The organism is Cellulomonas sp. P5_C6 (genome assembly GCF_054049635.1).
Window position 1 is genome coordinate 23,207 of the sequence record NZ_JBFULZ010000026.1, and the last position, 6,378, is coordinate 29,584.

The following is a 6,378-nucleotide window of genomic DNA, read 5'->3' on the forward strand; positions in this document are numbered from 1 at the left end:
TCAGCCCAGGACGGCGGCGCCGCCGTCGTCCATCCACACGTAGAGCCGGGGGTCGTGCCAGCCGGCCTGGAAGCCCTGCACGAAGACGGTCGACCGGTCCCCGGCCACCTCCTTCGCCAGGTCCTTGTGCCAGGCGAGCGAGCCGTCCCGCATGGAGTAGGCGTCGAGAGTGACGTTCAGGCCCGGGACCAGCAGGTAGCGGCCGTCCGTCGAGACCTGCTGGACGACGTGGTCGAGCGGGGTGCGCCACAGGGTGTGCCCGGTGGTGGCGTCGACCGCGAGGAGCGCCTCGTTCGTCGCGACGTAGAGGGTCCCGTCGAGCAGCACGCCGGTGTTGACCGAGCCCTGCAGGTGCCAGAGCTGCGTGCCCGTGCGGGCCGACCGGCCGCTCAGCCCCAGGGCGTTCCCCGGGCCCGAGCCGACCGTGAACACGACGTCCGGGGCGGAGCCGTCGTCGACCGCGAGCCAGCCGACCGTCTCGTCGATCGGGACCTGTGTGCCGTCCGCCAGGATCAGGTTGCCCTGGTACTGCTCCGCCGAGCTCCAGGTGTTCTGCACGAAGACGCCGGAGCGCGCCGGACCCATCCAGGCGCCTTCCGGCAGCGGGACGTCGCGCAGGGCCTTGCCCGCGGCCGACAAGATCCACGCGTGCTGGTCGACCGCCAGCAGCAGCTGCCCGTCGACGGTCTCCAGGGTGGCCGACCCCGTGGCGTTGGCGGCCTGCGGCCCGTCCTCGCGTCCGAGCACGTCGACGGCGGGGCTGGTCCAGCTCCAGGCCTGCGCGCCGCTGACGATGTCGCTGGCCGTGACCGCCCACCGGACCGACGACGCGTCCGTCGGGGCGGGCGAGCCGTCGTCGGACACCCGGTCCGCCAGGACGACGTCGTGGTCGGTGAAGGTGATCCCGGTGGTGCCGGGCACCGAGCGCTGGGCCAGGAGCGAGCCGTCGGCGGGATCCAGCACCACGATCGTCGACTCGGGGACGCCGAGCGCCTCCACKGCGCCGTACTGCTGGGTGATGCATGCGGCGACCGGTGAGCCACCGTGCGCGACKGGCGTGCAGGACACCCAGACGGAGGGCGACGTCCCGACGGTCGGTCGCGGCGGGGTGAGCGTGTCCACCGGGGTCGTCCACGCGATCACGCCGGTGTCGGGGTCGAGGCCGACGATCGACAGCGCGCCGTCCGCGCTCTGCGTGCCGCCGACGAACGTGCCGTCGACCACGGAGCCGGACTGCAGCGCGGCCGCGAGCCGGGGGTCGGCCCGCCAGAGCACGCCGATCGAGGAGTCCGCCGGCGGCACGACGCCGGGGATCGCGGCGAGCGCGGCCACGCGCGCGGCCTCCCGCTGGTCGACCACCACCTGGGTGCCGAYGAGCGCGAGCACGGCGACGGCGGCGACGGGCACCAGCCACCGTGCGTGCCGGCGCAGCCACGTGCGGGCGGCGTCGACGCGCCGGTCGGCGTCGTCGGGCGGCGCGGCGTCGACGTCATCGAGCTCGACGTCGACGTGGTCCGCGGCTCGCGTGAGCGACGGGCTCGGGGCCGGACGGGAGCGCGCGGGCTCGTCCGCAGCCTCGACGAGCTCGACCTCGTGCATCCGGCCGGGCATGAGGCGCACGCTACGCCTCGGTCCTGCGACCGACCAGCAGTGCGCTCAGAGTGCGTCGGCCAGCACCGACAGCGCGGCCACGAGGGCGTCCGGGTCGTCCACCCGGAAGCGTGCGGACGACTCGCCGGCGCCCACCTTGACGGTCACGTCGTCGGGTCGCAGGGAGCCGAACGCGTGCTCGTCGGTGGTGTCGTCGCCCGCGTACAGCACCACGGGGGAGGCCAGCTCGTCGCGCAGCGCCGTCAGCGCCTCGCCCTTGCTGGCGCTGAGCACGGAGATCTCGACGACGTCCTTGCCGTGCAGCACGCCCGAGCCGAGCCGCTCGCCGAGAGCGATCGCCTCCTGCTCCGCCGCCTGCGCCACCTCGGCCTCCGCCAGGCGCGTGTGCACGACGACCGCGGTCGGCTTGGTCTCCACCCAGACGCCGTCCCGCCCGCGGGTGATGCGCGCCGCCTCGGCCCCGAGCGACGCCAGGCGGTCGGCCTGCTCGTCGGTCAGCTGCACCACGTCGCGGTCGAGGCCCCACGTGGTGACGCGGGCGCGCTCGGCGCCGTGGCTGCCGATGAGGAACGTGCCCGAGGGCACCTGGGCCAGCGTGTGCAGGTCGCTCATCGACCGCCCGGAGACGAGCGCCAACGCGACGCCCGCGGTGCCGGCCAGCCGCGCCAGGACGTCGACGCCCGCCGGGATGATCCGCGACGCGGACGGGTCGTCCTGCAGCGGGGCCAGCGTGCCGTCGAAGTCGAGGGCGACCAGCAGGGGCCGGCGGGCGCGGTCTGCCGCCACGGCGGCCAGCTCCACCTCGAGCTGCTCAGCCATTGCTGGCTCGCACGGGCACCGCGTTGAGGGCCGCGAGGAAGTCCTCCGACCACGCCACGACGTCGTGCCCGAGCACCCGCCGTCGTAGCCGTCTCATCCGTTTGCGGGACTCGCGGGCGTCCATGTGCACGGCGTACGTGATCGCGTCCTTCATCCCGTCGATGTCGTGCGGGTTCACCAGCACCGCCCCCGTGAGCTCGTCGGCGGCGCCCGTGAACTCGGACAGCACCAGCGCGCCGCGGTCGTCGGACCGGGCGGCGACGTACTCCTTGGCCACGAGGTTCATCCCGTCGCGCAGGGCGGTCACCAGCATCACGTCGGCGGCGAGGTACAGGGCGGCCATCTCCTCCATGGGGAACGACTGGTGCAGGTACTGCACGGGCGCGTGGCCCACCTGGCCGTGGTCGCCGTTGATGCGGCCGACCAGCAGCTCCACGTCGTCGCGCAGCTGCTGGTAGGCGCCGACGTTCTCCCGGCTCGGGCTGGCCACCTGCACGAGCGTGGTGCTCTGCGGGGAGAGCCGGTCCTCGGCCAGCAGCTCGCCGTAGGCCTTGATCCGGTGCCGGATGCCCTTGGTGTAGTCGAGCCGGTCCACGCCCAGCAGCAGGTACTCGGGGTCGCCCAGCTCCCGGCGGATCTGCCTCGCGCGCTCGCGGACGGCCTCGGTCCGGGCCAGCTCGTCGAACGCGTGCGAGTCGATCGAGATCGGGAACGCGGCCGCCCGCACGTGCCGCCGGGGCCCGCCCTCGGGTCCGGACAGCGTGACCATCTGCCCGCGCGTCGTGAGGTCGGTGAGCCGGCGGACCACGCGGACGAAGTTCGCGGCGTCGCCCGCCCGCTGGAACCCCACGAGGTCGGCCCCGAGCAGGCCCTCGACCACCTGCACGCGCCACGGCAGCTGCGCGAACAGCTCCAGCGGCGGGAACGGGATGTGGTGGAAGTACCCGATGCGCAGGTCGGGCCGCAGCTCGCGCAGCAGCTTGGGCACCAGCTGCAGCTGATAGTCGTGCACCCAGACCGTGGCGCCCTGCGCGGCCTGCGCGGCGGCGGCCTCGGCGAAGCGCCGGTTCACCTTCTGGTACGACTCCCACCACTGCCGGTGGAAGGCCGGCGGCTCGATGACGTCGTGGTAGAGCGGCCAGAGCGTGTCGTTGGAGAAGCCCTCGTAGAACTTCTCCAGGTCGTCCTCGGTGAGCACCACCGGGATCAGCTCGGTGCCGTCGACGTCGAACGGCTCGAGCTCGAGGTCCGGCGAGCCGCCCCAGCCCACCCAGGCTCCGGACGTGCTCGCCATCACCGGCGCCAGGGCGGTCACGAGGCCGCCGGGCGAGCGGGTCCAGGTGGGCTCACCGTCGTCGCCGAGGCTGACGTCGACGGGCAGGCGGTTCGCGACGACGACGAAGTCGTAACCGTGCGCGGGCACGTGAGCAGGCACGGGATCAACTCCTTGGGTCGGGTTCGACCCTAGGGGGTCGGCGTGCGACACGTCGCCCGGATGACGCAGCGCGCGTTGTCCGGCGCAGCCGGCAGGCGTCCCGCTACGGTGCGGGGATGGAGCGGATCGGTCTGACACCGGGGTCGGAGATCGGCGGATACACCGTGGTCGCGCCCCTCGGGTCGGGCGGCATGGGGACCGTCTACCGGGCCGTCGACGGGGGCGGCGACCCGGTCGCGCTCAAGCTGCTGCACCCGCACATCGGGTCCGACGCGGTCGCGCGCGACCGGCTGCGCCGTGAGGTGCACGCCCTGCAGAAGCTCCGGCACCCCGGCGTCGCCGCGATCCTCGACGCCGAGGCCGACTCGACCGAGGCCTTCCTGGTCACCGAGCTGGTGCCCGGCGACAACCTCGAGGATCACGTGCGCGAGCGCGGACCGCTGGACGCCGCGGAGCTGCTCGACCTCGCCGAGGGGCTGCGCGACGCGCTCGTGGCCGTGCACGGCGCCGGCGTGGTGCACCGCGACCTCAAGCCGTCGAACGTCATCGTCGGCGACGACGGCCCCGTCCTCATCGACTTCGGCATCGCCCAGGCCGCCGACGACTCCCGGCTGACCGCCGAGGGGCTGGTCATCGGCACCCCGGGGTACCTCGCGCCCGAGCTGCTGGACGGCGCCGAGCCCGACGCCGCGTCCGACTTCTGGGGCTGGGCGGCGATCCTCGCGTTCGCCGCCACCGGTCGGGACCCGTTCGGCAGCCGCCCGCTGGAGGCCGTGCTCGCGCGGGCCCGGTCCGGCCAGGTGGACCTCGAGGGGCTCGGCCCGCTGACCACCGCGACCCTCACCCGCGCGCTGGCGCCCGTCGCCGCGGACCGCACCTCGCCCGACGACGTCGTCGCGGCGCTCACGGTCGTGGTCGCGGAGGGCGAGTCGATCGCCGACGAGACCGCGACGGCGATGCTCGTCGCCGACGACCTGGTGGGCACGACGGTGCTGGCCGGCGGCACCGCGACCGCCCTCGTCGCCCCGGCCCTCGTCGCGAACGACGGATCGACGCGCGCGTTCGACGCCACCGCGACGGACGGGCTGGAGGACGACCCGGACTGGGAGGACCCGGACGGGGTCGACTGGATCAACGAGGACCTCGACGCGTCGGAGGAGCCGGAGCCCGAGGGCTCGGGCTACGAGCGACCGCCGGCCCGCCGGCGCTGGGGCACCCTCCTGGCGGCCGCGCTCCTGCTCGGCTCCGCCGGCGCCCTGTACCCCGGCGTCACCCTGATCGTGTTCGGGATCCTCGTCGTGGTGATGCGCACGGTGGGCTCGACGGTCGAGTCGATGCACGGGCGGCGGGAGCGGGCCGGGGTGAAGCGCTCCGACGGCGCGGTCGCGCTGGCGACGGGCCCGTGGCACCTGCTGCGCGCGCTGGTCGGCCTCGTGCCGTCCTTCGTCGTCGGGGCGAGCGTCATCGTCATCCTGCTCGGCGTGTCCTGGTGGCTGATCGGCGAGGGCCACTGGGCGATCGACCAGTCGCCGTCGGGCCAGGTCCCGCAGGGGGTGACCGCGTCGATCCTGGTCGGCGCGATCGTGCTGCTCGGCGCGGCCGTCGTCTGGTGGGGTCCGCTGTCGTTGATGACGCGCGTCGGCGCCCGTCGGGTGCTGGCCGTGATCGCACCGGGCCGCACCGGAGCCCTCGTCGCCACCGCGGTCCTGCTGGCTGCGTCGGCGGTCTTCATCGCGCAGATCCTCTCGGGGACCCCGATCACGTGGGCACCGCTGCCGACCCCCGTGCTGCCCTGACCCGTCTCGCCATGCGGGACCCGTCTGGCGCGCCGCGGGCCCACCCTCTTGGGTGAAGGCTCGCCGATCCCGGGGAGGTCCAGCACATGTCGCTCGAGGCGGAGGCCGAGGTGGCCGTGGGGCGCCGCAGCAACGGCGACGTGGTCCGGTTCGACCACCGCACCGGCGCGCTGACGGTGTTCCGGGGCGACGTGATCGTCGCGCACTTCCGTCCCGACGAGGGCTACGAGCTCTACCTGCGCGAGATCGCCAAGTGACCGCGTTCGACGACGCCTTCACCGAGCTGGTCCGCGCACGCGGGGTGTGGCGCGACGACACGCCGGCGGCCGTGCTCGAGCGCTGGTCGAGCTTCGTCGTCGAGTGCGAGCACGGCTACCGCGGCGACGAGTTCGCCTACGCCAACGAGGCCATGTCGCGCAGCACCCTCGAGTCGGCGCTCACGGACCCCGGGCTGGCGTCCTACCCCGAGCTCGCGGAGCTGCGCCGCCGGGTCGAGGCCGTCGACGCCCGGTTCCGGCCGCTGCTGGTGGAGCACGCGTACCCCGGCATCGACCCGGACGAGTGGTGGCTGCGCGGGATCGTCCGCCGCGCCGGTGGACGGCTCGCGCAGGAGTGGAAGCGGTCGTTCGGGTTCGACGTCGAGGTGGTCCGCCGGCCGCGCACGCCGTGAGGCCGCACCGGATCCTCAGCCGCGGCCCCTACGCTGTGCCGCATGAC

General features: G+C 74.3%; 6 protein-coding genes. 3 read left to right on the forward strand and 3 right to left on the reverse strand.

From position 1 onward, the window contains the following. Genes ACXJKG_RS04980 through ACXJKG_RS04990 form a run of 3 tightly spaced genes read right to left on the reverse strand, consistent with a single transcriptional unit; the run spans position 1 to position 3,865 of the window. A complete protein-coding gene (locus ACXJKG_RS04980; RefSeq protein WP_456844658.1) occupies positions 1 to 1,611 on the reverse strand; it encodes a hypothetical protein in 1,611 nt (536 codons plus the stop codon). 45 nt (positions 1,612 to 1,656) lie between these two features. Beyond that, positions 1,657 to 2,430, reverse strand: a complete 774-nt coding sequence (gene otsB / locus ACXJKG_RS04985; RefSeq protein ID WP_456844659.1) for a trehalose-phosphatase — start codon at positions 2,428 to 2,430, stop codon at positions 1,657 to 1,659. Then, entirely contained in the window at positions 2,423 to 3,865 is a 1,443-nt protein-coding gene (locus ACXJKG_RS04990) for an alpha,alpha-trehalose-phosphate synthase (UDP-forming) (RefSeq protein ID WP_456844660.1), read from the reverse strand. Before ACXJKG_RS04990 ends, otsB begins: the two co-directional genes overlap by 8 nt. A 116-nt stretch (positions 3,866 to 3,981) precedes the next feature. Here ACXJKG_RS04990 and ACXJKG_RS04995 point away from each other — a divergent pair, with 116 nt between their 5' ends. The 3 genes from ACXJKG_RS04995 to ACXJKG_RS05005 all read left to right on the forward strand — a co-directional run bounded on the left by ACXJKG_RS04995 (position 3,982) and on the right by ACXJKG_RS05005 (position 6,331). Next, positions 3,982 to 5,661 carry a serine/threonine-protein kinase gene (locus ACXJKG_RS04995; protein WP_456844661.1) on the forward strand — a complete coding sequence of 560 codons (1,680 nt, stop codon included), beginning with the start codon at positions 3,982 to 3,984 and terminating at the stop codon, positions 5,659 to 5,661. 86 nt (positions 5,662 to 5,747) lie between these two features. Continuing rightward, positions 5,748 to 5,918: a hypothetical protein gene (locus tag ACXJKG_RS05000; protein WP_456844662.1), complete on the forward strand. Its 171-nt coding sequence runs from the start codon at positions 5,748 to 5,750 to the stop codon at positions 5,916 to 5,918. Further along, complete coding sequence (locus ACXJKG_RS05005) at positions 5,915 to 6,331, forward strand: hypothetical protein (protein ID WP_456844663.1); 417 nt, start codon at positions 5,915 to 5,917, stop codon at positions 6,329 to 6,331. Before ACXJKG_RS05000 ends, ACXJKG_RS05005 begins: the two co-directional genes overlap by 4 nt. Positions 6,332 to 6,378: the final 47 nt, after the last annotated feature.